General features: G+C 57.4%; 25 protein-coding genes. 6 read left to right on the top strand and 19 right to left on the bottom strand.

The window, feature by feature from the left end:
- Positions 1-121: 121 nt before the first annotated feature.
- The 5 genes from BO1_RS49760 to BO1_RS49755 form a co-directional block, all read right to left on the bottom strand.
- Positions 122-1,480 (bottom strand): MFS transporter, encoded by a 1,359-nt coding sequence (locus BO1_RS49760; protein ID WP_063744663.1) that lies wholly within the window; start codon positions 1,478-1,480, stop codon positions 122-124.
- A 420-nt stretch (positions 1,481-1,900) separates the two neighbouring features.
- Complete coding sequence (locus tag BO1_RS05315) at positions 1,901-2,644, bottom strand: SDR family NAD(P)-dependent oxidoreductase (protein WP_028216671.1); 744 nt, start codon at positions 2,642-2,644, stop codon at positions 1,901-1,903.
- Positions 2,645-2,706: 62 nt separating this feature from the next.
- Complete coding sequence (locus BO1_RS05310; protein ID WP_028216670.1) at positions 2,707-3,885, bottom strand: porin; 1,179 nt, start codon at positions 3,883-3,885, stop codon at positions 2,707-2,709.
- Positions 3,886-4,111: 226 nt separating this feature from the next.
- Positions 4,112-4,558: a type II 3-dehydroquinate dehydratase gene (gene aroQ, locus BO1_RS05305; RefSeq protein ID WP_028216669.1), complete on the bottom strand. Its 447-nt coding sequence runs from the start codon at positions 4,556-4,558 to the stop codon at positions 4,112-4,114.
- A gap of 72 nt (positions 4,559-4,630) precedes the next feature.
- On the bottom strand, positions 4,631-5,176 hold the full coding sequence (locus BO1_RS49755) for a nuclear transport factor 2 family protein (protein ID WP_052409361.1): 546 nt from the start codon (positions 5,174-5,176) through the stop codon (positions 4,631-4,633).
- Between the two features lie 636 nt (positions 5,177-5,812).
- Here BO1_RS49755 and BO1_RS05295 point away from each other — a divergent pair.
- The 4 genes from BO1_RS05295 to BO1_RS05280 all read left to right on the top strand — a co-directional run bounded on the left by BO1_RS05295 (position 5,813) and on the right by BO1_RS05280 (position 9,742).
- On the top strand, positions 5,813-6,736 hold the full coding sequence (locus BO1_RS05295) for an NAD-dependent epimerase/dehydratase family protein (protein ID WP_028216668.1): 924 nt from the start codon (positions 5,813-5,815) through the stop codon (positions 6,734-6,736).
- 121 nt (positions 6,737-6,857) lie between these two features.
- Positions 6,858-7,673, top strand: a complete 816-nt coding sequence (locus BO1_RS05290) for a sugar phosphate isomerase/epimerase family protein (RefSeq protein ID WP_028216667.1) — start codon at positions 6,858-6,860, stop codon at positions 7,671-7,673.
- 195 nt (positions 7,674-7,868) lie between these two features.
- On the top strand, positions 7,869-8,807 hold the full coding sequence (locus tag BO1_RS05285; RefSeq protein WP_028216666.1) for a LysR family transcriptional regulator: 939 nt from the start codon (positions 7,869-7,871) through the stop codon (positions 8,805-8,807).
- Positions 8,808-8,860: 53 nt separating this feature from the next.
- Entirely contained in the window at positions 8,861-9,742 is an 882-nt protein-coding gene (locus tag BO1_RS05280) for a hypothetical protein (RefSeq protein WP_156992144.1), read from the top strand.
- 370 nt (positions 9,743-10,112) lie between these two features.
- Here the strand turns inward: BO1_RS05280 and BO1_RS49750 are convergent, their stop codons facing one another.
- Genes BO1_RS49750 through BO1_RS05265 form a run of 3 tightly spaced genes read right to left on the bottom strand, consistent with a single transcriptional unit; the run spans position 10,113 to position 13,008 of the window.
- Positions 10,113-10,922, bottom strand: a complete 810-nt coding sequence (locus BO1_RS49750) for a sugar phosphate isomerase/epimerase family protein (RefSeq protein ID WP_043283859.1) — start codon at positions 10,920-10,922, stop codon at positions 10,113-10,115.
- Complete coding sequence (locus BO1_RS05270; protein ID WP_028216664.1) at positions 10,919-11,662, bottom strand: SDR family NAD(P)-dependent oxidoreductase; 744 nt, start codon at positions 11,660-11,662, stop codon at positions 10,919-10,921. The genes BO1_RS49750 and BO1_RS05270 overlap by 4 nt, the downstream gene beginning before the upstream one ends.
- A 14-nt stretch (positions 11,663-11,676) precedes the next feature.
- Positions 11,677-13,008 carry an MFS transporter gene (locus tag BO1_RS05265; protein WP_028216663.1) on the bottom strand — a complete coding sequence of 444 codons (1,332 nt, stop codon included), beginning with the start codon at positions 13,006-13,008 and terminating at the stop codon, positions 11,677-11,679.
- A gap of 213 nt (positions 13,009-13,221) precedes the next feature.
- Between BO1_RS05265 and BO1_RS05260 the strand changes: the two genes are divergently transcribed.
- Positions 13,222-14,118: a LysR family transcriptional regulator gene (locus tag BO1_RS05260; protein WP_043283858.1), complete on the top strand. Its 897-nt coding sequence runs from the start codon at positions 13,222-13,224 to the stop codon at positions 14,116-14,118.
- 59 nt (positions 14,119-14,177) lie between these two features.
- Here BO1_RS05260 and BO1_RS05255 read toward each other — a convergent pair whose 3' ends face one another.
- The 11 genes from BO1_RS05255 to BO1_RS05205 form a co-directional block, all read right to left on the bottom strand.
- A complete protein-coding gene (locus BO1_RS05255; RefSeq protein ID WP_156992140.1) occupies positions 14,178-15,353 on the bottom strand; it encodes a porin in 1,176 nt (391 codons plus the stop codon).
- Positions 15,354-15,691: 338 nt separating this feature from the next.
- Positions 15,692-16,126 carry a type II 3-dehydroquinate dehydratase gene (gene aroQ, locus BO1_RS05250; protein ID WP_028216660.1) on the bottom strand — a complete coding sequence of 145 codons (435 nt, stop codon included), beginning with the start codon at positions 16,124-16,126 and terminating at the stop codon, positions 15,692-15,694.
- A gap of 23 nt (positions 16,127-16,149) precedes the next feature.
- Positions 16,150-16,965, bottom strand: coding sequence for a sugar phosphate isomerase/epimerase family protein (locus BO1_RS05245; RefSeq protein ID WP_028216659.1), 816 nt, complete (start codon positions 16,963-16,965; stop codon positions 16,150-16,152).
- 1 nt (position 16,966) lies between these two features.
- Positions 16,967-18,031 carry a 4-hydroxy-2-oxovalerate aldolase gene (gene dmpG, locus BO1_RS05240; protein ID WP_028216658.1) on the bottom strand — a complete coding sequence of 355 codons (1,065 nt, stop codon included), beginning with the start codon at positions 18,029-18,031 and terminating at the stop codon, positions 16,967-16,969.
- A complete protein-coding gene (locus tag BO1_RS05235; RefSeq protein ID WP_028216657.1) occupies positions 18,031-18,990 on the bottom strand; it encodes an acetaldehyde dehydrogenase (acetylating) in 960 nt (319 codons plus the stop codon). The genes dmpG and BO1_RS05235 overlap by 1 nt, the downstream gene beginning before the upstream one ends.
- Before the next feature lie 21 nt (positions 18,991-19,011).
- Entirely contained in the window at positions 19,012-19,230 is a 219-nt protein-coding gene (locus BO1_RS05230; RefSeq protein ID WP_028216656.1) for a 2-hydroxymuconate tautomerase family protein, read from the bottom strand.
- 4 nt (positions 19,231-19,234) lie between these two features.
- On the bottom strand, positions 19,235-20,002 hold the full coding sequence (locus tag BO1_RS05225) for a 2-keto-4-pentenoate hydratase (RefSeq protein ID WP_028216655.1): 768 nt from the start codon (positions 20,000-20,002) through the stop codon (positions 19,235-19,237).
- On the bottom strand, positions 20,002-20,805 hold the full coding sequence (gene mhpD / locus BO1_RS05220) for a 2-keto-4-pentenoate hydratase (RefSeq protein WP_028216654.1): 804 nt from the start codon (positions 20,803-20,805) through the stop codon (positions 20,002-20,004). The genes BO1_RS05225 and mhpD overlap by 1 nt, the downstream gene beginning before the upstream one ends.
- Positions 20,806-20,807: 2 nt before the next feature.
- Entirely contained in the window at positions 20,808-21,026 is a 219-nt protein-coding gene (locus BO1_RS05215; RefSeq protein WP_028216653.1) for a tautomerase family protein, read from the bottom strand.
- A 14-nt stretch (positions 21,027-21,040) separates the two neighbouring features.
- Positions 21,041-21,781: a transporter substrate-binding domain-containing protein gene (locus tag BO1_RS05210; RefSeq protein ID WP_028216652.1), complete on the bottom strand. Its 741-nt coding sequence runs from the start codon at positions 21,779-21,781 to the stop codon at positions 21,041-21,043.
- The gene (locus BO1_RS05205) at positions 21,781-22,725 is read right to left on the bottom strand and encodes a dioxygenase family protein (protein WP_028216651.1); all 945 of its coding nucleotides are present in this window, start codon (positions 22,723-22,725) and stop codon (positions 21,781-21,783) included. Before BO1_RS05205 ends, BO1_RS05210 begins: the two co-directional genes overlap by 1 nt.
- A 146-nt stretch (positions 22,726-22,871) precedes the next feature.
- Here BO1_RS05205 and BO1_RS05200 point away from each other — a divergent pair, with 146 nt between their 5' ends.
- A complete protein-coding gene (locus tag BO1_RS05200; RefSeq protein WP_028216650.1) occupies positions 22,872-23,777 on the top strand; it encodes a LysR substrate-binding domain-containing protein in 906 nt (301 codons plus the stop codon).
- The last annotated feature ends 386 nt before the right edge of the window (positions 23,778-24,163 follow it).

The following is a 24,163-nucleotide window of genomic DNA, read 5'->3' as shown; positions in this document are numbered from 1 at the left end:
CCAACACCACGCCTGTACGATGCTCGTATTGATTTAGCAGAAGAGGCCGCGTCGATCTGTCAGGTGCACAAATTCAAGCGACAGGGAGCATGGCCTTCTCGTGCATTATCGTGGTTCTTGTCTATGCGCTTCCGACGCGCTTGTGAGTGCCGTCGATGTCGCCTTCTGTAGGGCCAGTTCCTTCAAAACTCGCCGCTGAATGCGCCGATCGATGAAGCAGCCCAATCAAGATTCCGCCAAACAAAACGACTACGCTTAGGACAAGCAGTCCGCCGACGCCTGATCCGAACTTCATGTCGGCCCACGCTTTAACGTTTGGCGATACAAAATTGCCAATGTTTCCGATGGTGCCGACAAGAGCGATGCCGAGCACCGACGCGATCCCCCCGACATAGTTGGTCAGCATCGTCCAGAAGATCGGCTGAACCGCCCACAGGCCGGCGACTGCAAAACACATTGCGACCACAGTAAGAAGCGGTGATGACCCCGTCGAAGCGCTCATGGCCAAAGCGGCGACTATCATGCTTGCCGCAGCGAAGAGAGCGAGGCGACGTCGCTGGGCAGCAAGGCGCGGCACTACGAAGGTAGCAATAAGAGCGCACGTCCAAGGGATGGCAACAACCAATCCTACGAGCGGTCCCGGAGCAGTTCCCAGCAACTTTCCAACAAAGGTAGGGAGGTAAAAAACTACAACCGAAACACCCATCTGAATCAGAAAATAGATCAGGCCGAAATACAGTATCGTCGGATTGGCCAGGGCAGTAGCGATGTTATGCGGACCGTGCGCAAGCTTGGCCGATTGCTCCTTGCCCAACTCGGCATTGATAGCGCGCTTTTCATCATCGGAAAGCCATTTTGCGTTGTCTGGACGGTTATCCAGATAGAAGTAGGCCCAGATACCGACAGCGGTCGCACCCAAACCTTCGAGCAAGAACATCCACTGAAAGCCGGCCAAGCCCAACAGGCCATCCATTCTAAGCAGCATGCCAGACAACGGAGAACCGAAAATAAATGAGAGAGGCGCGCCGAAGTAGAAGAGACCCATTACATTGGCGCGACGATGGTCCGGAAACCAGTAAGTCAGATACAGGACCACACCCGGGAAAAAGCCCGCCTCACACGCGCCAAGAAAAATGCGGATGATGTAGAAGCTGGTTGGTCCTTTGACGAACATGGTTAGCGCAGACACGATTCCCCACGTCACCATGATCCGGCACATCCAAGCGCGAGCACCTACCTTATGCATAGCAAGATTGCTAGGAATCTCCAATGCAACGTATGCGATAAAGAAGATACTGGCGCCAAATGCAAAGGCTGCGTCGGAAAGCCCCACTGCGTCTTGCAGAGCCTGTTTGGCAAAGCCAATGTTCGCGCGGTCAAGAAATGACATTACGTACATCAGCAGAAGAAACGGGATTAAGCGCCTTGTCGACTTGGATACGGCTCGGTCGACTAATGTTTGGTCAGCGATTGAATTCATTGAAGTCTCCTCCGTTTGGGATGAAATCTATTCCCGATGAGTATGTATTCGCAAATTTATTAATTATTTTGGCAGTTCCTGGCGCGAGATTTGCAGACTCGGACCCGTTTGTGCATCCGACACGGCGCAACATCTTGGTCCTGCAGCGAGCTTCTGATTCGGTTGCCATTTGTGTCACTTTATTCCTGCTCGCCGCAAGGATAAATGGGCGTTTCGGCACAACATTTATGAATTACAGTCAAGACGCAAGCAAGAGTGCCGGGGAGACGGGTCGATACGCGCCCAACCGGATGTCGCCATCCAGTTCTCATGATCGCGCGGAGGCTGGGCGCGTCGAAGCCAAATCACGGCTTCTGAAGTGCGCCACCATTAGACACAGCCGATCCGAAGCAATAGGACCCGCGTCCGTTCCGGGGTCGCTCAGTACGTTGCGCGGCCACCCGAGAGATCAAACGCCGCGCCCGTCGAAAACGAGCACTCTTCGGTCGACAACCAGGCGACCATCGATGCGACTTCGTCGGGGCGTCCGGGACGGCCCAGTGGAATTTTCGCCAGCACGAACGCGCGTTGCTGTGGGGTCATCTTCTGCAGCATGTCCGATTCAATAGCGGCCGGGGTCACGCAGTTGACCCGGATCTCCGTGTCCGCGAGTTCTTTGCCCAGAGATTTCGTCAACGCGATCACCCCAGCTTTCGATGCGCCATACGCTGCCTGATTGGGATTACCGTCCTTGCCACCCATCGAGGAGAGATTGACGATACGACCGTGGCGGGTGTTTCGAAGGTATGGCACGACTTCGCGACAGCAAATGAACAGACCGGTCAGGTTGATGTCAATGACCCGACGCCAGTCATCGATCGAATAGGACTCGACCGGGCCTATCGAGCCGTTGATGCCTGCTGCATTGATGAGAACGTCGATCGACCCAAGCTTCGCATGCGCTTCGGCCGCGGCTGCGGCCACACTTTTTTGATCGGTAACGTCAACTTTCGAGGCGAGTGATGCGCGGAGCTTCTCGGCGGCGGCCGTCACGGCTTCACTGTTGACGTCCCACAAAACAACCTTGGCTCCCGATACGATAAATCGCTCGGCAATCGCAAAACCGATGCCGCCCGAGCCGCCGGTGATAACACATACACGATCCTGCAAGTCTAGCTTGTTCATGATTTGAATCCTGAGTAGTGGTGAAGACGTCGTCACGCTCGTGCTATCGCGACGTCAATGTTCTAGAACCTGTGGCGCAATGCGGCTCGAATGGCAAACTGGTGATTGTTTGTCGAATCACCAAGATTACCGATGTCGGCAACCGCGCCTGCGCCAGTGGACGATGTTCCAGAAGCTCTTTGATATGCGCCCTCAAGATACACGTCAGTACGCTTCGAAAGGAAGTAATCAGTCATCAGGCTGACCTGGTTGTAGTGCTGGTTGCCCACGGATTGACCGTTGGCTTGGGTGACGGACGACCCCTTGAGGTAGTCATACGCTGCCATCACGAAGAGAGAGGGCGATACGGCATATTTCGCTGCCACGTCGACGTTGCTGAATCTGGCCGTACCTCCAGCAAAGGCTCCACTCAGGTTGGCGTACTGGATGTTCGTGTAGGAGGTCGTCAGTGAGAGCGAGCCGATGGTATATCCAGCGCCGCCGCCGAAGACCTGATACGCAGTCGCGCTCGCATATCCCTTGTTCAGGGAGTTAGCCAATACCGAGGCGCCATTCGCGTTACTGGTAAAAAATCCCGACCCCGCTGTCGCCGATGTTGGATTCTTGAAATATTCGTACGCGGCACCAAGCAGGATCGGACCGTTGGAATACGCAGCGCCGACCGAATAGCCGCTGTTCGCTGTGGTGTTGCCTGCGACCCCACCCAGGCTGTAAGTGCCGCCAAAGGTCACGCCCGCGAAGTTGGGGCTCATATATCTGACGGAGTTGTTCAGACGCAGCGAGTTCCCCGTATTGTCTAGGTCTGCGGGATGGATGAACAGAGTCGAGCCCGCTTGCGCACCCTGCGATGTGACTGGCTGCAGGAAGTAGGTGATCGAATCGTACTGTCGACCGAACGTCAGGCTACCAACCTTTGTGCTGTTCAGACCGACAAAAATCTGACGTCCAAACGCCGTCCCACCCTGCGCGAACTGCCCGTTGTTGATGTTGATTCCCGACTCCATCGTAAAGATCGCCTGCAGTCCGCCGCCCAGATCCTCTGAGCCCTTGAAGCCCCAACGGCTACCGTTAATTCCGCTCGTCGAATCCAGCGTTACTTTCTTGCCACCTGTGGTGCCGCCAGAGTTGTTCAGGAACTGGACGCCCTCGTCAATAATCCCGTACAGGGTGACGCTAGATTGAGCGTGAGCCTCCGTTGCCATCACGCCAAGGACTGCCAGTGCCAAAGTTGTCTTTTTCATTCTGATCTCCTTAGATAGATATCTAAATATCAAGTATTACTAATTATTAAATTTATTTGCCGCTTGAGATTTCTCTCCTTGAGCGATCTGCGCGCCGTCTAGGGGGAAATCATTTGAGCGGAACTGTCATGGTCCATCTCTGCCGCCTCAAGCGCAGTGTTTGAACCGCTCGGCTGACATAGTTCACGCTGATCTGCTCTATTCAAACTCCGGTGAAACGTCGAACTTACTGCTTTACTTCAAGCTCCTCGGCCAGTGATGCAAGCGCGAGCTCGTAGCCCAGCGGACCGAGCCCACAAATCACCCCGACCGCAGCCAGCGAAACGAGTGACTTGTGGTAGATCGACTCGCGTTTGTGGATATTCGTCACGTGAACTTCGACGACCGGTAGATCGGAGGCCTTCAGCGCATCAAGGATCGCAATCGACGTAAACGAATAGGCAGCAGGATTGATCACAATTCCTGCTGCCTCCGTGCGCGCCTCGTGAATGATATTTATCAGTTCACCTTCTACGTTCGACTGCTTGAAAACGATCTGCAGCCCGAGCCGTTTCGCGGCCTCGAGGCATCGCTGCTCAACTTGGGCGAGCGTCGTGTGTCCATAAAGGTGGGGTTCCCGGATTCCGAGCAGATTGAGGTTGGGACCATTCAAGATATAAATCGGTTTGGTCATGGTTATCTCCTGTTTGTGTGTGTTAGTGAGTACGGGGGCTGTCGGAATCTAATCCCGCATGAGGATCAGGAATCAGCCTTCTTCAGGCGCGGGTAGCCAATCAGCGTCCGTCGGCCACGTTGGGGACGTTTGCTTGGGATGATCGGCCCGGAGGGGCACTGCGCGGAGGCGACGCAGGCGCAGATGACGCATCTTCCAAATGCCATCGACGCGGCAATACTCCTCCTCGTAGTGACCGAAACCTTGCATGCCTCGTGCTTGAGGTGCATCGGGCAACCCGATGGGCTCGTCCCACTCCATGTAGTCTTCCATCGCCCAAACCGCTCGCGCGAGGTCTGGACCAAGAAAAACAATGTCGGGCATATGGCAATGGTGAAACGTCACCGCGCCTTTCAGACGGGCGGTGACGCCCTTGATAAACGTAGCACCGTCTGAACCATTGGGTGCGGAGCCGAAACCATCGAAGCGAATGTCGTCCGCGAAGAGGGTTTTCAGTGCGTCGAACTGCTTGGTATCGATGTACCGACAATATCGTGCCTTAAGTCGCTTGATCTCCTCGACGTCAAGCAGGCGCTGCAGTTTGTCTCCATCCACGATTGATTCTCCTTTACTGATCATTTGCGGTCTTCCTGGTCACTGAGCCGCGACGATGGCCGAACGGAATAGAACGGCCCCCTTCCCCTTCCCACACGGCGATGCTCCACGCAATCCCCCCTTGGCAGTGGCAAAGGCGCGGCATTCGAAGTGGCAGAAATCCACGCAATCGTCTCCGTTCTTAGCGGTTCCATCGTATTGCCTTTACTTTGCACAAAAAAGCTAGTCAGAGGAACAACATTGATGAACTGGGTTCACAGATCGATCCAACTCCGGTTTGTGAATTCAGTTCATCAATCTTGTTCCAGAAAGTGGATTTATCCCGCCACCAAGCAGTAATAGCATGCTGCAAAGAGGTTGGAGAAGTTCGAAGGCCGGAATAGCCAGATGCCAAGCGGCAGCGCGCGCAGAGAGAACGGGCGGCGACTTCGCCAGATGGGCTGGGCATCGCGGTCTTCCTCCTGTGAGCGACCTCATCTCGGATCGAAACCTGGGTGCGGCATCCGTCGAGGGCCGGAGAAAGTCGGCAGCACCCGGGGTCCCTCCGAGTATTCACTCCTCTCGCCACGATCGCTTTAAGCAGGCGGGCTACGAGCCCACGACCACTCATTTAACTGGAAAACAGCCGCTCGAAATCGGCAATGAAATAGGAGAAGCTTCATGAAAGTATTTGTGACAGGCGCCACGGGTTACATCGGCGGGTCCGTTGCAACGGCACTTATGGCCGCTGGTCACCAGGTCGTTGGTCTGATCCATCCGGACAATGATCTGGCTGCGGTTCGCGAAAGAGGCATTGAGCCCGTTGCGGGCCTCCTCGATGACTCCAAGTTGCTCCGCGAAGTTGCATCTGGTGTGGACGGCGTGATCAACGCCGCAAACGTTGACCATCGTGGTGCAGTCGATGCCCTCCTCGAAGCGCTCGAAGGCAGCGACAAGCCGTTCATCCAGACCAGCGGCTCAGGGGTGATTGCCGACGGCGCAGGTGGTGAAGCCACGGAGGCGATCTACAACGACGACACGCCGCTGAAGGTCTTGCCGGCCCGCGCGGGTCGTGCCGCATTGAACGAAATCGTCCTCGGCGCGGCATCCAGAGGCATCCGAACCGCTGTCATTCTGCCCACGATGGTCTATGGGACCGGCACCGGTTTGAATCCCGCCAGTGCGCAAGTACCGCAGATGATCAAGGCCGCGAAAAAGTTCGGCGAAGGCAAATACGTTGGTCGAGGACTGAACCGCTGGTCTAACGTCCACATCGAAGATCTCGCCGACCTTTACGTCGCAGTGTTGGAGCGGTCAGAAGCGGGAAAATCGTACTACGCTGAGAATGGCGAATGCTCGATGCGCGAAATCGCTGAAGCGATCAGCCGCTTGCTTGGCTTCAATGGGGCAACTGGCAGCCTAAGCATCCCGGAAGCGATCGAGCAATACGGTGAGATGATGACGACGCTCAGCTTCGGCTCGAATAGCCGAGTTCGCGCCACTCGCGCCCATGATGACCTCGGTTGGGGACGCAAGCAGCTCTCGCTGATCGACGATATCGAACGAGGCTCTTACGCCGAGATTGAGGCCGTGGGGGCGCGGTAGTCGGCCAGGCGGTCGGCAACCAAAACGCTGTGTGCCGACGGGTCACCGCTCATCAGATCGAGTTCATTCGGCGCTGTCGTCAGGAAAGCGCCGGGTGCAGAACGCATATATGGAAGAGACAATGCAGCATCGTTACTCGCTTGCTCATTTGACCGCTTTGGGTCTCACCCCACCTGAACTCGTTCAGGCTGCTGCCGACGCCGGATACCAGTACGTGGGACTTCGACTTAACCGGACCACGCCGGAAGAAACGCTCTACGATCTCGCCAACGATCGGGCGCTCATGCGGGAGACGAAGGCGCGTCTTGCCGACACCGGTGTTCAGGTCTGGGATATCGAAGTTGCCCGCATGGACCCCGCTAGGGATCATCTCCACTATCGAGACTTTCTCGAAGCCGGCGCGGAGCTTGGTGCAAGACATGTCGTCGCACAGCTGCCCGACCCGGATCGACACCGCGCGACTGACCGCTTTGGTTCGTTGTGTGATCTAGCGAAGCCGCTCAATCTGAACGTGAGCCTTGAGTTCGTTTCCTGGACTGAGACACCCGGCCTTGTCGAGGCAGCAAGGGTACTACGAGAGGTCAATCGTTCGAATGCGAGCATACTCATCGACCTGCTCCACTTTGATCGTTCGTTCTCCAGCAAGGAATTCCTGCGGACGCTACCATCTGGATGGTTTCGGTGGGCGCAGGTCTGCGACGTCCCGGCGGCACACCCGCCGGATCTCGCTGGCCTGATCTACCATGGGCGCCGTGAGCGTCTCTTTCCAGGTGAGGGTGGGATTGATGTGAAAGGCATTTTGTCCGCCCTTCCCGACGACATCGTATACGCACTTGAAATTCCCGGAGAGCCGTCAGTGGCGAAAATGGGGTATCAGAAATATGTGCGTCGCGCGGTGGACGTCTCGCGTCAGTTTCTTGATCAAAGCGAGGCTTAAACCAAGCGCAAATCGGGTGCAGCGTTGATCGAGTGAACGCTGCCCAGACCTGTTCTTGCCAGCGCCCACCTGGAAAACAATCACACTACGTGGTTCCCCCCTATCACGACGTCGGACCGGCAGCAGTATGATTACTGCTGGTTAGGGGGTAAATTACGCTTCCAAACAGGTGATTGGTGAATCGGGCGCTTAAACATGGATCATGATCTCCAGGCTTTTGTCCATGTCGTTGATCGCGGCAACTTCACCGCTGCCGGAGCCGACCTCGGACTGACCCCCTCGGCAATATCCAAGCTGGTATCACGTTTAGAAGATCGCCTCGGGGTAACGCTGCTGCAGCGGACAACACGAAAGATCGCTTTGACCACTGAGGGCGAAACCTTCTATCTCCGGGCGCGGGACATCATTGCTTCGATCGAAGATGCAGAAGCGGAGGTCTCTCAATCCGGGCAAAAGCCCCGAGGGCGTTTGCGCGTCAATTGCGCGAGCGGCTTCGCTTTTCATCAGTTAGCGCGGACTTTACCCGAGTTTCGCTTGCGCTTTCCTGATGTTGAAATCGAACTGTCGGTTACCGACCGGGTGATAGATCTCCTTGCCGAGAATGCTGACGTTGGCATTCGCTCAGGTGCGGTCAGTGACCCATCGCTGGTGACCCGTCGCTTTGCAGAGCTCCAGCGCGCCTTGTACGCGTCTCCGGCCTATCTAGCCCGACGCGGAATACCCAATGACCCGAACGATCTCGAGCAACACGACTGTGTGATCCACGGCCTTCGTCCGCCGTTCAGGTGGCCTTTGCTTCAGAACGGGCAAATCACCCAGGTCGAGCTCAGTCGGCCTATCGCGGTTGACAACGCAGAAACGGCGCTACGGATCGCGCAGGCGGGCGGAGGGATCACGCGGACCGCGGACATGATCGCGGACGAGGCCCTCAAGCACGGGTGGCTTGTGCCCGTGCTGCCTGATTTTATCGTTCCCGACCCGGTGCCGTTATCTGCAGTGTATCCCCATGGGCGACATCGGATGCCGAAGGTTCGCGCATTCCTGGACTTTCTCGTTGAGCAATATTCGGACGTGCCGTGGCGGCTACCGAAAGCCGTTGAAGCGTTGACTCGAAGCAATTCAAAAGCGACGTGAAGATTGCGTGCTTTCCGAGCACCCTGGGTTATGCATCCGGCTGACGAAACGAAATGAACGCCGTTTCCGCCGCTTGTCTAGCGGCTTCCCCCCGTTGCCTTCACTGGGTAAAGCCAACTGCCGAACTGACGATGCGCGCAAAAGCGATGCTGCCCGCGATCACTGCGGATCTTGAAGACACGCGCGACGGCGTGAAGCCGCTGGCGACGCTGCTCATGCGCATCATCAACTACCTCCCGACTGCCGAGGTGTTGCCCGAGCGCCGGAGCAACTGGGCGTATAGGCCCCAGAACTTCCAGACGGCCGCGCCGCGCCAGAAGGTACTGAGCTACAGCGCCCTCGTGTCGGACGTGACACGACCCTGTCTGATCCGCATCGAACAATCACTGCGCGAGCGCACGGGCCTGCCGCCACCTATTCGAGCGGCGATAGGTGAATCCCCGTCGAGCGGGGTTGTTTCTGGAGGAACGCCGGGGCAACTCGGCGGTCTCTTTTTCGGGTGCCGTAAAATGCCGTCCATGAATATGGAACTAGCGGATATCCCGATGCTCACTGAAACCGAACTGCGCGAGCAGTATGCGAGCCTCCAGCAGCGCGCGCTGCAACTCGGATCGCACGGACAGACGCGAATTGACCGTCTCGCCGCAGCGACGCAGACGCCGCCAAATGATCATGCCGATGAGTATGTGCGTGTGGTCAAAGGCGCGACCGACGACGCGATGGTGGCGGTATTGAGCTACCACCGTGCGGTGCCCTTCCGCGAAACGGCCAACTCCCTGATCGAAAGCCTCGCGCAACCGGCTCCGCCTACGGATGAGGACGGCGAGTGGCATGAACAGATCCTGTTCAGGCTCGCAGAAGTGCTGGAGATGGCCGCTGAACTGATTGCGGAAGGCGAAGGGCACCTGGAGCGCTCGAACGTCGTCAGCATTTAGGTCGCAATCCTCCGACTATTGGGCGCGGGCAGAGAATGGGGAATCTCCAGCGCCTCACATCAATGCCTTCTGGCGTTCGGAATAGTAGATCTTCGGTCTCTGTTTCATGGCAACACCTCCGTTGCTCACACAGATTCTAGGTGTTGCATCGACCGATTGAATCCGCCGCCAACTTCCGCCTCCGGCGCCACGCGGTCGACTCAGGTCGACCGCCTTGCTGCCATTGGTATGTGGACGGGCTGAATGTCTGGTCGGGAAGTGACTCCGATGCTCGAGAATCTTCGCCAGAGAAGGATGCGAACAGCGGAGAAAGCGCTTCGGCGAAATCCGTGAGCCCGAATCGCATCCTCTCCCTGGACGCTTACTGGAGCTAATTCCCGGCTCTTTCAAGCGTTGCCATCGCACTCTGCCACGCAAGCTCTAGACGCGCCTCGGATTCGAGTGACGGAAAAGGCATTTCCACACTTATTGCAGTGTCACGTCCTGATGGGAGCGCCCTCAGGAGTTCGACAAGCGGCAGCACCCCTTCACCAGGGAATAACCGTCCGCCGCGGGCCTCCGCAATCGTCGCCTCATCGTCACGAGGCGCTTGCGCGGCTGCGTCGCAAAGCTGAACGGAGCGGACCATATCCGAACGCAGTCGTTTCAGCTGATCGGGCGTCCCGCCAGATCGCGACAGATGCAACGCATCGACGAGCACGGCGCCATTTGTCTTGCCCGCGCCGTCAACGACAGCGCACGCCTGCTGAAGCGTCCCAACGTGGCGCCACTTCATGAACTCGATGTCGACCCGCAAGCCAAAGCGAGCAGCCAGGTCGCACATCTCCCCGAAATTTTTCGTCAGTCGAGCGAAATCGGAATCATCTCCCGACACGGTCACCGCGCGCGCACCAAGATCTGCTCCCGCCTCGAGTATGGATTCATATGACAACACATCGATATCCGGCTTGATCTGAATGAATTCGATGTCATGCAGTTCCATGCCTTCGCTTTCCAGCAAGCGACGCAATTCAAGATGTTCGGCGCTACCAACCTTGGTTGGATAAGCGGGAGCGCCTGGAGCTACCGGTACGACTCGCAGACCGACAGAGCTAAAGCCAGCTTTCGCGGCCTGCTTTACGAACGTGCCGGGGTTGAGATCGAGCGCAGTCAGATGCGCTACACCAATTTGCGGTTTCAATATGTTGCCCTCCCACCTGTCAGATCGAACGTGAACCCAGTCGTAAAACTACATGCCGGGCTCGCTATCCAGCTGACCATGGCGCCCACTTCATCAGCCTGAAGAAAGCGGCCCATTGGAATCTTTGCCTTGCTGGCTTGGATATGTTCAGCCGACATCTCAGCGAACAGCTCCGTTTCGACCATCGCCGGCGCGACGCAGTTGATCAGCACATTGTCCTTTGCCAGTTCTTTCGCTGCTGCCTTCGTGAACGCGATGACACCAGCCTTGGCCGCTGAGTAGCCGGAAATGAACTGCACGCCCTCTTTGCCTGCAACGGAGGCGACATTGATGATCCGTCCGCCACCGTGTTTTCTCATATGCGGTACTGCGACCCGACAGCCGTAGAACACACTATTCAGATCGACGGCCAGCACGCGCTCCCAGGCTTCGACCGGGTATTCCCAGCACGGCGCAATCGGTCCGTTGATCCCAGCGTTGTTAACCAGGATATCGACCCGTCCCAACGTCTCGACGGTATTCGCAAAGGCCTGTTCAATTGAGCCGAGTGACGACACATCAACCTGTTGAACATAGTCCGGTGCAAAACCAAGGTGATGCACGTCGCACCCATCGATATTGATATCCCAGACCGCGACGCGAGCACCATCGGCCTTGAGCCTTTGGCAGATTGCAAGCCCGATTCCACGAGCGCCACCCGTAACTATGGCTACCTTGTCGGCGAGAGAAGTCTGATTCATGCTATGTCCCTTCGTTAAGCAATAGGTTCGTCGAATTCGATGCGCTTGATGTCGCCGACGATAAAGATGTAGGAGAGCGCGCCAATCAAGGTCACTGCGGAAATGAAAGCGAGAGCATAGACAAATGAACCCGTGGCATTGACGATCAGGCCAATCACCAGCGGCGTAACTATCCCTGCGGCGTTGGCAAACAGATTGAATATCCCGCCGCTCAAGCCGAGGAGACCCTTCGGTGCTATGTCTGAAACGATCATCCAGGCGAGCGCCGACATGCCTTGCGCGAAGTAGGCGCAGCAGAGGATGGCAATCACGGCCGTAGTGGAATCCACGTAGTTAGCCAAGACGATCGTCGACGCTGCAAGCAGACCGAAAATGACGGGGAGTTTTCGCGACCAGTTCAGCGACACGCCACGGCTCAGTAGCGCGTCCGAGATCCATCCGCCCGCCAGTGTGCCGACAGACGCTGCAATGAACGGCAGCACTGCAACGACGCCGACTTTCAGCCACGGCATGTGGCGCTCGGTCGCGAGATAGGTAGGAAACCAAGTCAGGAAGAACACGTTGGTCGAGTTGCATGCGAACTGCCCGAGGCAGATACCGGCCATGCTGCGGCGCTTCAGGAGTGCACCAACATAAGACCACCGGAAATGCGTGTGTTGCTTGCTACCGTCCACCACGCCGCCGCCACCGGCGATGTAGTCGAGTTCAGCCTGATTGGCACGCTTCGATTGATGGGGCTCACGGAAACTCAGGGCCCACACGACTCCAAATAGCACGCCGACGGTCCCCACAATCCCGAACAGCGCACGCCATCCATACCGGTGCTCGAGCCAAAAGAGCAAGGGGCTGAGGAATGCGAGACCGATATATTCGGCAAACGTGTAGATTCCGGTGGCTCGCGCCCGCTCGCTTTGGGGGAACCATATCGCAACGACACGACTATTCGTGGGGAAGCAAGGCGCTTCGAAGATGCCAATCAGCAGGCGCATGACCAGCAGTGACGCAAAGCCCAGCGCAAGACCCTGCAGTCCTGTAAAGAGCGACCACAGGGTGAGCGCGAAGAAGTAGGTCCATTTTGTTCCGATGCGGTCGAGCAGCACGCCTCCGGGAATCTGGGACGCCGTATAGGTCCACGAAAATGCGGAAAAGATGACGCCAAGCAGCGCAGGTGTCAGCCCTAGATCGTGGCTCATGCTCGGCGCGGCGATGCCAGCGACACTGCGGTCCAGATAGTTAATCATCGTCCCAACAACGAGCAGCGCGAGAATGCCGAATCGCGCGCGGGAGCGTCGGGTGGTTGCCGCGGCGCGGGGATGCGCGGCCGGGGAGTGAGTCATCGGGTTCATCGTGTCTCCAGATTTTTCTGGCTATGTGCCATCTTTTTGCGCCGGCCTGCTGCATTGCACAATCTCGCCGGACGCTGTTCCACAAAACATCCTTGAATCGGGACGGCAGCTCGCCCCTGTCCCGTAACCAATAGTAGGGAAGTCCTCGCGCCTTGTGCTATGCCGGAACTACGGTAAGCTATAGCCTCAGGTTATTAGCCGGCGTTGACACCGATGCGCTTCAAACTCAGGCAGATGGAAGTATTTCGCGCTGTGATGCTCACCGGCTCGATCAATGCAGCCGCAAAGATGCTGTTCGTCACCCAGCCCGCCGTCAGCAAACTCGTGTCCCACATGGAAACGACGTTGGGGCTGCGGCTATTTGAACGGACGAAGAGCCGGCTGGTCCCCACCGACGAAGCACACGCACTCTTTCGCGAGGTCGAACAGGTCTATCAGGCTGCGTTGCGTGTCGACGAATTCGCGCGTGCCCTTGCGCTCGGACCGACGAGTCTGCTGCGTGTTTCATGCAGCGACGTGCTCGCTACGTCAGTGGTCGCGCCAGCAATCCTCGCGTTGAAGAAGCAGTTGCCAGGGCTAAGCATCGACTGGCATACATCGTTAATGAGAGACATGCCGCAGGAGGTTCTGAGCAAGACTGTTGACATTGCGATGTCGGCGTTCCCGATCGAACATGAGCACCTAGAATCGGTACCATTCCTGCGTGGAAGAATGGTTTGTGTGATGCCGCGTCGCCATCAACTGTCGCGCAAAAAGGCGATTTCCTTGGCTGATCTTGCAGACGAGAGGATGATCCTGTATCGACGTGACATTCCGAGCGGAACCATGATTGCGCGTGCATGCCAGCAAGCGAATGTGGAATTGACGTCGGTCGTGGATATCACCCGGGCAGAGCAGGCGCTCGCGCTTGTGAATGGGGGGCTGGGGCTCGCGATTATCGACGAATTCTCTGCCGCGCGTGCCGATGTCGACGTCCGACCACTTGTCGAAGAACTGGAGTTCGTATCGACTTTTGTCTATTCGAAATTCGTACCGCCCTCTCGCAATGCGTCATTGCTGATGGACGCCACACGCAAACAGGCTCACATCCTCAAGCGGCAAATCACTTGAAGCTAGAACGTGGGGACCGGCCAGTTGCAACTGACGCGGTCCCCACTGGCGGACTTCTGTTAGAACTTGTGGCGCAAAGCCAAACGAACAACGAATTGGTGATTGTTCGCGGAGTCGCCGAGGTTGCCGATGTCGGCTACCGCTGCGGTGCCCGTCGAGGACGTACCCGAAGCACGCTGCCAGGCACCCTCCATGTACACGTCGGTGCGCTTGGACAAGAAATAGTCGCCCAGGACAGCAATCTGGTTGTAGTGCTGGTTGCCGACCGTCTTTCCGTTTGCCAAAGCGACACCCGCACCATTCAGATAGTCGTAGGACGCAGCAAGCGCCAGCGACGGGGTTGCCATGTAGCGTGCGGTAAAGTCGTAATTGTTGAAACGCGCCATCGAGTCGGCGAAGGTCCCGCCAAGACCAGCGTACTGGATGTTGCTCCATGCCGCGGTCAGCGAAAGGGAACCGATGGTGTAGCCCGCGCCAGCGCCCACCACCTGCCACGCAGACGCACTGATGTAGCCTCGGTTCAGCGAGTTCGCCAAGAAATTCGATCCGTTCGCATTGTCAGTGAAAAATCCTGACCCTGCAGTCGCAGACGTCGGGTTCTTGAAATAGGCGTAAGCCGCGCCCAGGCTCAACGGGCCCATCGCGTAGTTGGCGCCGACCGAGTATCCGCTGTTGCCGGTGACGTTACCCGCCTGCCCGCCCACACTGTATTCGCCGCCGAACGTGACACCCGCATAGTTGCCGCTCATATAGCGGATTGCATTGTTCACGCGCACCGAGTTGCCCGTGTTGTCGATATCGCCCGGGTGCTGAAACGCGGTTGAGCCGGCCTGAGACCCTTGCGAAGTGAAGGGCTGCAGGAAGTACGTGATCATGTCGTACTGGCGACCGAGCGTGAGACTTCCAAGCGTATTGTGACTCAACCCGACGAACGCCTGACGGCCGAAGAAAGTGTTGCCTTGAGCCATCTGACCGTTGTTGAGGTTGATGCCACCTTCCAACGTGAAGATGGCCCGGAGGCCACCGCCGAGATCTTCCTTGCCCGTCATGCCCCACCGGCTGCCGTTGATGCCATTCGTCGAATCAAGCGAGACGCGCTTGCCGCCAGTCGAGCCGCCCACGTTATTTACAAACATCACGCCTTCATCGAGAATGCCATACAGCGTAACGCTACTTTGGGCGTAAGCGCAGGGTACTGCCAGCATCAGCGACGCGAACGTTAGACACTTCTTCATTTCGATCTCCTCCTGAAGGCTCGATAGCCATGTTAAATTTCTTAATAATTAATTTAGTTATGCGAATTAAAAATTACGCTCTATTTGAAATATCTCATCGATTTTTTGACAGATAGTGCCGCCTCTTCAGTTACAACGCACTCGCGATTTTGCAAATCAAACCAGCCTCTAGTCCCGAACGGCCAGAAAGCACTTGAGCAGATGCTAAAGACAAACGCTGCCCTTGTCGTATGCCGAAATACCTCTAACCTATAACTTTCGGTTAATCGCGCGAAGCGAATTCAGTATGCTTGAACTAATCGACCAGCAACTGAGATCAATTGCTGCGTAGATCCGTCTTATTTGATCTCGGCGACTGCCGCACGTAGAGCCAGAAGATAGCTCTGTACCCCAAAACCGCAGATCTGCCCTCTGACAACATCGGCGAATACGGAGTGATGCCGGAATGGCTCCCTCGCATGTATGTTCGACATGTGCAATTCGACGACGGGACAAGTAAGGATAGCGAGCGCATCCCGAATCCCGTAGCTGTAGTGTGTCCATGCACCTGCGTTGATCAGCACGGCATCGTCATGATCTTCGAATGCACGATGAATGCGCTCGCACATGGCCGCTTCGCTATTCGTCTGGAACGAATCGACCTGTATGCCCAGTTCTTTTCCCAGGAATTGAAGCTCCGCATCAATTTCGGCAAGTGTGACCGTTCCGTATTGAACCGGATCACGCTTGCCGAACATGTTGTGATTGATGCCATGAAGCATGAGAACCTTCATTGCCATTCCTTAAAAATGTGAGTTCAGTTCCGTAGCGGCCCGACAACGGCTTTTGCTGCATTCAGCGTCCGACGCAAACGCTCATCCAGTCCGATACTGGCCGCAAGTATCCGGTTGGGGACCTCGAGCCCCAATGGGATATCCGCAGGCAACGCGTTGACGAAATCGGCTAGCGGCAACCCCCCTTCACCTGGCAGCTTGCGGTCGAAGCGTGCTTCCTCAGAGATCGCCGCTAACGTCGCAGGCGCGGCGCTGCTGGCGTCACAGAACTGTGCATAGGGAAGAAGATGTGTCGGAACGCCGGCGATATCAGAAACACTGCCTCCGCTGCGGAACAGGTGAAATGGATCAAGCAGGACGGCGCCGTTCGTCTGACCCGCTGTCTGGACGACCTGAAGTGCCGACTGAACAGTACCCACCCCCAGCCATGCCGCAAACTCGAGGGAACACGTCAGTCCGAACGGCGCTGCGAGTTCGCACAGTTCGGCGAAACGGGCAGACGCATGCGCAACATCAGGAATATCGATCAGCGTCAATGCGTGCCGCGCGCCGAGCCGGGCGGCCGTCTCGAACACGGGCTTGAATTCTTGAATGTCTCGCTGCCCGGTCAGAAACAGGACCTCAATATCGAGGACTGACAGTCCTGTATCCCGCAACCTGGCTTCCGTTTCGCGCAGCATAGGGGCGTCCCCGAACATCGGATGCTGCAGCTCCCCAGCCCGGAAGGGGCTCAGACGCAATCCAACTGCGTCGTAGCCGGTGCGCTGCGCTGCTTCGACTAGTTCAGGCGGCGCCAGTTCGATTGCGGTCAGTGGCGCGAGTGAATAGCGGCGCGACATGTCAACCTGCCTCGCTCATCACTGGCTCGGCATGCTGCTCATCGTGCGCCTTGCCCTTAAGCAAATCGAGTGCAACGTCGACGATCATGTCTTCCTGGCCGCCGACCATCTTACGGCGGCCGAGCTCAACGAGAATATCCACGGTCTTGAGCCCGTACTTGCTAGCCGCAAGTTCCGCGTGCCGCAGGAAGCTCGAATAGACGCCAGCGTAGCCGAGTGCGAGGGTCTCCCGATCGACCCGCACGGGCCGGTCCTGAAGAGGCCGGACAATATCGTCCGCCGTGTCCATGAGCCGGTAAAGATCGCAGCCATGGTGCCATCCCTGGCGTTCGGCTGCGGCGATGAATACCTCCAACGGCGCGTTTCCTGCACCCGCACCCATCCCCGCGAGACTGGCATCAATCCGGTCGCAGCCCTCTTCGACCGCAACAATCGAATTCGCCACACCGAGGCTCAGGTTATGGTGCGCGTGGATTCCCGTTTGCGTCTCGGACTTCAGGACGTCCTTGAACGCACGGAAGCGCTCACGTATATCGTTCATTCCGAGGGCGCCGCCGGAGTCAACCACATACACACAGCTCGCACCATAGCTTTCCATCAGCTTTGCCTGTTCCGCGAGCTTCTGCGGAGTTGTCATGTGGCTCATCATCAGGAACCCGACGGCATCCATGCCAATTTCACGTGCATACTCGAGGTGCTGACGCGAGACGTCTGCTTCCGTGCAATGCGTCGCAATCCGCACTACGCTTGCACCAGCATCGAACGCGTTGCGCAGATCGTGGATCGTGCCAATACCAGGGATCAGGAGCGTTGCGATCCGGGCGTTCTTCACGCTTGCGGCCGCGGCTTCGATCCACTCGACGTCGGTATGCGCGCCAAAGCCGTAGTTGAAACTCGATCCTTCGATACCGTCGCCATGAGCGACTTCGATGCTATCGACACCCGCCTGATCCAAGGCACACGCAATTGCCTTCACATGGTCAATTCCGTACTGGTGACGCACGGCGTGACTACCGTCACGCAACGTGACATCGGAAATGTACAGCTTTTTGTCTGCGAAATTCATTATGCGGCCTCCTTGTGCCCACGCGCGATACCAGCCGCGATCCGCCGTTTCGCCATCATGTCTGCACACGCCAACGCCGCCGAGGTCATGATGTCGAGATTGCCCGCGTACGAGGGCAGATAATGTGCCGCGCCTTCCACCTCGAGATAGACCGACGTTTTCAGTCCATGCTGGGGGCCGATGCCCGGTACGTTGAGCGGCTTTTCGGGCGGGATAACGTCGAACTGAACTTTCTGTTTGAGTCGGTAGCCAGGCACGTAAGCCTGCACGCTCGCCACCATGCGCGCGATGCTTTCCTCGACTTTGTCGGTATCGACGAGATCGGACAGGACGAAGACCGTATCCCGCATGATGAGCGGCGGCTCGGCGGGATTCAGGATGATGATGGCCTTTCCGCGAGTGGCGCCACCCAGTTGCTCAATTGCACTCCGCGTCGTTTCGGTAAATTCGTCGATGTTTGCGCGCGTGCCCGGGCCTGCAGATTTGCTGCTGATCGAGGCCACAATTTCCGCGTAGTGAACTTTGGCGACCTGGGAAACTGCAGCGACCATTGGGATGGTGGCCTGTCCGCCGCACGTCACCATGTTCATGTTGGGTGCATTTTCAGCCTCGAGATTGATGGACGGAATGACGTACGGACCAATCGCTGCCGGGGTCAAATCGATTACCTGAATTCCGTTTGCCTGCAAGACCTCGTTATGCCGACGATGCGCACCTGCCGACGTCGCATCAAAGACGATATCGATATCCTTGAACACTTCGAGCTTGAGCAGGCCATCAATGCCTTCCGCCGTCGTTGCGACGCCCATGCGCTGCGCGCGTGCAAGGCCATCTGACTTCGGATCGACGCCCACCATCGCGCCCATTTCCAAGTTGGTGCTGTTGCGCATCACCTTAATCATCAGGTCCGTACCGATATTCCCCGGCCCGATGATAGCTACCTTCACCCTGTCACCCATTCCCAGCTCCTCTTTCTGCGGTCAACCTTTTGGAAGCGTGGCGCTTCCCTCTACAACTCGATCCGCAACCGTTTTCCCTCCGCGCCCCCAACAATCGGGCGGGACCTCGTCCACCAGTACACGTACGCCATCAATCGGCATATCGAGAGATTCGGCCATCGCGCGCGATACGCTTTCGATCAGTCGTCGCTTCTTTTCGATACCTCTGCCCTCAAGGATCTTGATCAGCGCAATGGGCATGGCGTCACTCCTGCACGTGAAAACCAGTAGTGCCCATTCGCTCCATGTCGAGCGAGACGTATTGACCGGGCTTGATCCATTCCGCAGGTGTCGCTCCACCCGCCATCACGATCCATCCGGCCTGCAACGGCTCACCAGCTAGCGCAGACAATCGCGCAGCGGCAACCAGCGAGCGCAGCGGGTGGCCGAGCAATGCTGCGGTCGAGCCGACCTGGACAACCCGCCCGTCGATGTTCAGCGTCAGGCCGAGGTTTGAGAAGTCGATCGTCGGGCTCTGCCATGCGCCCACGACAAATCCGCTCGACGACGCATTGTCTGCAATGACCTCGGGCAAAGAGAACTTGAACTCCTTGTAGCGCGAATCAATGATCTCGAGTGCAGGCGCGATCGCCTCAACAGCAGCAAGCGCCTGTGGCCCTGTAACGTTGCCTTCGAGCGGGCGCTTGAGGACGAACGCAATTTCTGGCTCAACCCGGGGATGGACGAAGCGCGCGAAACTGGTTGAGGCACCATCTTCAATCTGCATACCGTCGGTCAGGCGACCCCAGATCACATCGGACAATCCCATCTGCACCATCTTCGCCCGACTGGTGAAGCCCATCTTCACACCGACGCGCCGCTCACCGCGACCAACACGCCGCTTAATGGAGAGGGACTGGATCTCGTACGCATCGGCCAGCGAGAGTCGCCCCGTAGGATCGAACTGGCCGACTTCTCTCACTTCCCTCGCTGCGTCGTCGAGCAACGTCGCGTAGTCGTTCAGGTTGCTCATCAACTCACCTCGCTTGAACTGGATTCGAACACTGCCCGCACGGAACCGAGACCGTTAATGCGCGCCTCAAAGATGTCGCCTGGCGCCACAGCAACCATGGGTCCGAGTGCACCGGAAAGGACGAGGTCACCTGCCGACAGCGGAGTGCCGAGCGCGGCCATCTTTCTTGCGAGCCACACCACCGCATTCAGAGGATTGCCGAGGCATGCTGCCCCTGCTCCGACCGATACGGGGTCTCCGCGACGTTCCATCACCATGCCGCACATGCGCAGATCGAACTCAGAGAGTTGGCGAGGCGTTGTCCCGAGTATGTAGTGCGATGAAGATGCGTTGTCGGCAATCGTGTCCGTGATACGAATGTTCCAGTTTTCAATCCGGCTACCCACGATCTCAAGCGCGGGTAGGGCATATTCGACCGCACGAAGAACATCCTGTAGTCCTGGACTAGCTACCTTGATATCGCGGCCGAGCACGAACGCGACCTCAGCTTCGACCTTCGGCTGCGAAAGTATCGACGCCGGGATGGGCTCGCCATCGCCATATCCCATGTCGTCGAAAAGCACGCCAAAGTCGGGCTGATCCACACCGAGCTGCTTCTGCACTGCAACCGAAGTCAGCCCAATCTTGCATCCGACGATGCGTCTGCCCTCAGCAACGCGCCTTTCGGTGTTCATCCGTTGAATCGCATACGCGTCCTCAACGGACATCTGCTCGTATGTCTCACGTAACGGCGCAATGTATTTGCCCGTACGGGCCGCCTCGGCCAGCGCCATAGCTGCCTTTTCGATTTGCTGCGGCATCATTCTCATTGCTCCCGGGACTGGTTGTGCCGCGCGGCCGCTAGCTCATCCTTGGTTTGCTCACCAACAGCCCAGTGCATTGCAGGCACGGATGTCGCGTAGACGCGAATCGTCTCCAACGGTGCGCCGAGCGTCTCGTGCACGGTTCGGGCGACAGCCTTGACACATGCCTTGACTGCCTCGTCGTCCCGCCCTTCGACAAGTGATATATGTACGATTGGCATTACTTCCTCACGGATCAGAATTCAGATGCGGGTGGCGCGACAGTTGCTGCCGTTTGACCACTACGCTCGAGTGACGCGGCAACAATCCCTTCCGCCTTCATCTCTTCGACAAAATTTGCAACGAACCTCTCGCCAGTCGACCGGTGCTTTGGCAGGCAAATGGCCTGCCGGATGGTCATGAAGCTCTCGGGAAAGACTCGAAGTTGGGGAGACGATGCCGCGAATCCCTTTACGACCTCACGCACCCCAGCCAATACGTCGAGTTCTTGCGCCACGAATTGGGAGAAGGACTCCCTGGAAGTGGGAAATCGCTCCAGCTCCGCGGACACCAGACTTCTCGATAGAAAGAGGTCGTAAGCGCTTCCCTTGCCGACCGCGATCTTCACGCCCTTCCTGTCCACATCGGCACATCTCTGAAATGGTCCATCGACGCGTGCCATAAAAGCCCCTTCGATCTCCAGATAGGGAGGCGAAAAGGTAATCTGTTCGGCGCGACTGCTATCAATGGCCAGGAACGCGATATCCCAATCGTCATTCGCGAGACCATCGAAGACTTTGCCAGCAGCGTCGTACACGACGAACTGGACTGGCACGTCAAGCCGGACTGCTAAGGCCCGAGCGAGGTCCACCGATACGCCTGTTGGATCACTCCCCGGATCCGGACGCTGGGCCAGCACCGTGTTGCCAAGATTGATTGCTGCCCGCAGCACGCCGTGAGGCGCAAGATCGCGCGGAAGCTGCGGTTCGGCTTGCATCAGGCGGTCCTCTCAAGGATGACCTGCGCGGGCCGTTCGCCACTTGCCTTTCCCGTAATGGGCGGCTTCGGGAGCTTCGCTTCACCTGCCTCAATGACAAAATGGTGATCAAGTGAATACCATTTGCCGCGCACGTCATCCGCTGGCGCCTGCTCACCATCGTGCAGGACGTACTGTCCGACGAGGGCACGAGTTACGCCGAACTGGACGTCTGTCTCAAGATTCGGATCATCACTGGAATACACCTGGGAAAACTGTGTCTTGAATCCCGGCTTGTAAATCATGAAATGGATGTGGGCGGGTCGCATGTTGTGGCGCCCCTGTGCGCGCAGCAACTCACCGACCGGCCCCGACAGCGGGATCGGATATCCGGCCGGTTTGACGCTACGAAACGAGATATGCCCGTCGGAGTCTGTCGTAAACTTTCCGCGCAGGTTCATGTCGGCCTGCTCCGGGTCCTGGTTCTCGTAGAAACCGTCCGAAGACGTATGCCAAACGTCGACTTCAGCCCCCTCGACAGGGCGCCCGTCAGAGTCGCGTACCCAGGCGTTGACGAAGATCGGGGTGCCGCTCGTCGGCGAACGCACTATCGACCCGCCGTTATCGGTTCTCGGGGAATCCATTCTCCAGAACGGCCCCATCAGGTTCGCGGTGGTATCTGTCTGGCCGTTGTCCCCGTTGTTGAGCAAACATACGAGCGATGACAGGCCCAGCGACCCCGCGATCAACACCACTTCGTTGTGGGACTCGGTGCTCAACTGCCCGAGTTTTGCGATGACGGCGCACGCTTGATGGAATTCAGCCTCTGTGAGCCTTGCGTCCCTCGCAAACGCGTGCAGGTGCCGTACGGCAGCGGACATAATTTCCCGAAACCGTGCGCTTGGGGCGCGGCTTAGCTCCGACAGCACTGCTTCTGTAACTTCATGCTGGTTACTGATGATCACTTCGCGTCTCCGTTCAACACCCACATACTGGATGCGTTATATGGCTGCATAGTGCGGCAGGAGACAAGCACGGTCCAATGCTATATTTCGAGAAAGCGATACCGATTCGGTATAGGATGTCGTGCTGTGTCACGGAGACTGCTGCGATGGAACTCAAGCAGATGCGTTATTTTGTTGCGCTGGCCGAGGAGCTAAACTTCGGCCGCGCTGCTGACCGGCTCCACATCACGCAGCCCCCGCTCACCCGAAACATCAAGGCGCTGGAGGACGAACTGGGTACAGCGCTCTTTGTGCGGACGACCAAGGGAGCTGAGCTGACGGATGCTGGTCGTGCACTACTCGCGGAAGTACCAAATATCCTGGCGCTATCCAGCCGCGCCTCCGAGCAGGCGCAGTTGGCTGGTCAGGGCTTGATAGGTAGGCTCGACGTTGGAATCTTCAGTTCCGGTGTCTTGAACGTGATTCCACGGCTACTCGCCGACTTCCACACGCAGCGCCCGACGGTCAAGATTGGCCTGCATAACATGTCGAAGGCAGAGCAAATTGCTGCATTGCGGGATCGCCGCATCACGATCGGATTTAACAGGCTGGTTCCTCAGGAACCCGACATTGCCGTCGACTGGGTACAACGTGAGGATTTTCTTGTCGCGTTATATGACTCGCATCCGCTAGTAGAAAGAAAATACATCACGCTCAAGGATCTGGACGATGAGCCCATGATTCTTTATCCGAATGCCCCGGTTCATGGACTCGCGCAGGAAGTGGCAACAGCGTTCCGGACTGAGGGCTACACGCTACGTGTCGAGCAGGAAGTCGAAGATGTCGTTACGTGCATCGCGCTAGTAGCGAGCCGGTTCGGATTGTGCATTACCACTGAGTCAGCGGCGAACTTGAGACTTCCCGGCGTGGTTTACAAGCGGCTCAAATCCCCGATTCTTAAGCAGATTGAGTTGTCGTGTCTTTATCGTATGGAGGACTCATCGCCTGTACTTCTTAGCTTCCTGGAACTGATTAGACAAGCCCGTTCCAAGAGAATTTCTGTGAATTACTAGCCACACATTTCTTACTCCAGTCCGATCTAAACGCGGGGCGATCTGCTGTTTTCAATGCTCGCGCAAGCGCTTTCTCGGCCCGCCGCTTACGCTCGTCCCGCAGCGCGCTTCCGGAATCGCCGAGCCCATGCCGACCTAGACGCCGCACGAATGGCCGTTCCCGTTTGCAACGCGCCGTACCCCTCGCATCGGGATGAAAGGCAGTTGTGGGTTGGCTACCGAAGTTCGAGGCTGATGTCCGTCAGGGCGTCCGACAACCAACGTCTATTTCCGAGTTCGGCCATCTGCCGACACTCGCCGAAGCACGCGGTTGGACGCTCGAACGGCTGCTCCGACCCGCCAACGGGCCTTCGAGCGTTGAGCACAAGCGCTCGCCGGGAATCACG

This window comes from Paraburkholderia oxyphila NBRC 105797, assembly GCF_000685075.1.
Lineage (GTDB): Bacteria > Pseudomonadota > Gammaproteobacteria > Burkholderiales > Burkholderiaceae > Paraburkholderia > Paraburkholderia oxyphila.
This window is presented reverse-complemented; position numbering and strand designations above follow the sequence as displayed.